2 protein-coding genes and 1 pseudogene are annotated in these 3331 nt (G+C 72.6%); 2 read left to right on the top strand and 1 reads right to left on the bottom strand.

Going from position 1 to position 3331, the window contains the following annotated elements; translation table 11 throughout:
- Nucleotides 1-131 precede the first annotated feature (131 nt).
- Nucleotides 132-1331, bottom strand: a complete 1200-nt coding sequence (locus tag ABTY20_RS34980; protein WP_352001170.1) for a hypothetical protein — start codon at nucleotides 1329-1331, stop codon at nucleotides 132-134.
- Between the two features lie 85 nt (nucleotides 1332-1416).
- On the opposite strand from ABTY20_RS34980, the gene ABTY20_RS34975 reads away from it, so the two are divergent.
- Entirely contained in the window at nucleotides 1417-2394 is a 978-nt protein-coding gene (locus ABTY20_RS34975; RefSeq protein WP_352001169.1) for an ABC transporter substrate-binding protein, read from the top strand.
- A 92-nt stretch (nucleotides 2395-2486) separates the two neighbouring features.
- Nucleotides 2487-3236 (top strand): annotated as a pseudogene (locus tag ABTY20_RS34970) (FecCD family ABC transporter permease); the annotation flags it as partial.
- Nucleotides 3237-3331: the final 95 nt, after the last annotated feature.

The raw sequence follows: 3331 nt of genomic DNA, 5'->3' as shown, positions 1-3331 counted from the left end.
CCCCGGCGCACCGTGACCGTGTGCCGGGGCGCCGCCTGTGGCACGGCCGGGACACCCGGCACCGATCAGGCCGCCCGACCCGCCGTGCCGGAGGCCGGACCGAGGGCGGTGGCCCAGGGCCGCACGGCCCGTCACCGGCCCACGGGATCACCGTCGGCACCGTCGTTCCGGACGCGCAGTGTCAGGTGGCCGCCGTGATGCAGCGGTGTGCTCAGCCGCGGACGCGCCGCCTCGTGGCCGGTCTCCGCGTCGACGATGTGCACCTCGCCGTGCCCGCCCCGGGTGACGGCGATCCAGTCGGAGCCCGGTGAGGCGGCCACCGCGCGGCGTTGGACGCCCTCCCAGGGGGTGCCGCCGCGACGTGGGGCACCGTCCATGGCGGGCAGGGGGAGGCGGCGGGCGGCGCCGTCGGCGCCGAGCAGGATCAGCTCGTCGCCGTCGGGATGGACACGGGTGAAGGCGGTGTGGCGCCGGGCGAGGGCCAGCCGGAAGACGAGCCCGGGACCGAGGTCCGTGAGCAGCGTGCGGCCGGTTCCCAGCTCGTGGTGCCATGCCTGGTTGGTCCACTCCGGCCAGCGCAGCGGGTCAGGGTCGCCGCCGCGCAGCGTGGTCCACAGCGCCCGGCGCCGGGTGTCGAGCCGGAGGTACCAGCCCCGGGCAGGCGAATCCCACGGAATGACCGCCTCGGCAACGAGGGCGTCGCCCTTTCTGCGGAACCGGTGCACTCCCCGGCCCGTGGCCGCGAACACCTGCTCCGAGCCGGGTGCCTGTGCGTCCCCGTGCCCGTCGTCCGGCAGTGGCAGGACCGCGTGAGGGGTCACCGGGGGGCAGCCGGGCGGAGCCGCGAGGAGGTCCGCGAACCGGTGGACGGCCAGCGCACCGGGTTCCCGGTGCCGCAGCACGACCAGGGGGTCGGTCCCGCCCAGCACGGTCACGCCCGGTTCGCCGATGCGCGTCCGCACCCGTGCGGTCTCTCCGGTGGCCAGGTCGAGGACCGTGAGCAGGTCCGACCACGGTTCGCTGTTCTTGCCGAGGCCGGTGGTGACGGCCAGCCGGCGGCCGGACGGGTCGCAGGCGAGGTGCTCGGCCGGCACGGCGACCGGAACCGCGCGCTCCACGAGTTCCTCGGCGTAGGGGTCGAGCACCAGCAGTTCCCCGCGGCGGTCGTCGACGCAGGCCACCCGCCCGCCCGGCAGCGCCAGGAAACCGGCGTGCTCCGAAAGGTGACGGCCGGTGAGGCGCCCTGCCACGGCACCGTCGGGCACGGTCAACAGGTGTACGGCTCCGGCCACATGGTCGGAGACGAGCAGGACGGGTGCGGCAGCAGGCATGAGTCCTCCGGTAACCGGTTTGGTGAAAACGATTATCATGTATCTTCAGTGCATTCCCGGTCCCTGAAGAGAAGCGAGGGCATCGATGCTGCGCTCACCGTCGAGATTCGTTCGCAGTTGGCTCACCGCAGCGGCGGTGGGTTCGCTCCTGGTCGGCTGCGGCTCGTCCTCCGGAGAACCCGCCGACGACAAGGCCGAGCCCGCGGCGAGGACGGAGGTGACCGTCGAACCCATCAAGGCGGCGACGGAGTTGACCGACACCAACGGCGTCAGGATCTCCTTGGAGAAGGAGCCCGAGCGGATCGTCTGCCTGTTCGCCCTGTGCGACGACATCCTGACGGAACTGGGCATCGTGCCGGCGGCCACCAACAGCGCGTTGCTCGCCCACCCGGCCTTCCTCGGGGAGGAGAAGGCCAAGGAGGTGGACATCATCCCCGGCGGATTCATCGCCCCGGAGGTGGAGGCGATCCTCTCCCACAAGCCCGATCTCGTGATCGGCCTCGGGGACACCCATGGCAAGCTCGCCCCGGCCCTCAAGGGCGCCACCACGTTCTGGGCCATGCAGCCCGAGACGTGGCAGGACAGCGTGGGCTACCTGCGCGACACCGCCGCGCTCACCGGCCGCACCGCCCAGGGGGAGAAGGCGGAGAGGGCCTTTCGGACGAAGCTCGCCGCGGCCGAGAAGACCCCGAGCGACAGGACCGCGCTCATCATCTACGGCAGCGACGAGAACTTCGGCGTCGCGACGCCCGAAGGCGACGTGGCCGCCAGCCTGTTCCCCAAGATCGCCGAGTACCCGTGGAAGTCCCGCGGCGTGGAGGGCAGTTACAGCCTCGAGGAGATCCTCGCCAGGGACGTCGACGTGCTGTTCGTCGAGACGCTGAGCTTCGGCGACGCGGAGGGCGAACTGTCCGAGAAGCTCGCCGGGAACCCTCTCTGGGGCAAGATCCCGGCGGTGAGGAACGGTGACGTCCACGAGGTGGACTCAGAGGTGTGGGCCAAGGGACGCGGCACCCGTTCGCTGGGCATCGTCCTCGACGAGGCCACGGCCGCACTGCGGTGAGGGAGCCCCTTCCCGTGCCCGCCGCGGCCGATCGCGCCGCGGCGGGCGGAGAGCGGCCGTCGCGCGGTGCGCGGAGCCGGCAACCGCTCCTGGTGGTCGTACTGCTGGCCGTCTCCTCGGTCTGCGCGCTCAGCCTCGGCACCCCCCACGTCCCCCCGCACCGGCTGGTCGCCGCGGTACTGGACGGGGACACCACCCTCGCCGGGATCGTCGTGACCGAACTCCGCGTGCCCCGCCTGCTGCTGGCGCTCGTCGCCGGAGCCTGTCTGGGGGCGGCCGGACTGGTGCTCCAGGAGGCGCTGCGCAACCCCCTGGCGGTGCCGGAGATGCTGGGCGTGTCGTCCGGGGCCGCGCTCGGGGTGGCCGCGCCGCTGGTGCTGTCCCTCTCGCTGCCCGCCGCCGTCCAGCCTCTGCTGGCCATCGGCGGCGCCGTGCTCGGCGGCGGACTGACGCTGCTCGTCGCGGGGCTGGGCCGCAGCCCGTCCGCTGTGCTGCTGACCGGCGCCGCGGTGGCGGCCGCGCTGCAGGCCGCGCTGCTCGTCCTGATGGTCATGGCCGACCAGCTCGACCTCCAGCTGATCTACCGCTACCTGCTCGGCTCCCTCTCCGCCCGGACGTGGGAGGACGTGACGGGCCTGTGGCCGTGGCTGCTCGTCGCGGTGCCCGCCCTCGTGCTGTGCGCGCCGGTGCTGTCCGTGCTGCGGCTGGGCGACGAGGACGCGGAGGCGCTCGGTGTGCGAGCTCAGCGCGCCCGGCTGGCGGCGCTGGCCATCGCCGTGGTGCTGATCGCCCCGGTGACGGCCGTGTGCGGGCCCGTCGCCTGGGTGGGGTTCCTCGCCCCGATCTGAAGTCTTTGCAGGCTGCGCTTTTTTATCGGGAGCGGAAGCTTTCGGTTTAACAGTTTTTACTTTTTGAACGACGAGCTTCATACCACATT

Source organism: Streptomyces sp. NPDC126497 (genome assembly GCF_040302425.1).
GTDB lineage: Bacteria > Actinomycetota > Actinomycetes > Streptomycetales > Streptomycetaceae > Streptomyces.
The sequence above is the reverse complement of the archived record's forward strand: the minus strand, read 5'-3'. Positions and strand labels throughout refer to the sequence as shown.

What these genes read in the sequence shown, in the direction of transcription:
- ABTY20_RS34980 (WP_352001170.1), bottom strand. Translation starts at nt 1,331, where the DNA reads ATGCCTGCTGCCGCACCCGTCCTGCTCGTCTCCGACCATGTGGCCGGA.
- ABTY20_RS34975 (WP_352001169.1), top strand. Translation starts at nt 1,417, where the DNA reads ATGCTGCGCTCACCGTCGAGATTCGTTCGCAGTTGGCTCACCGCAGCG.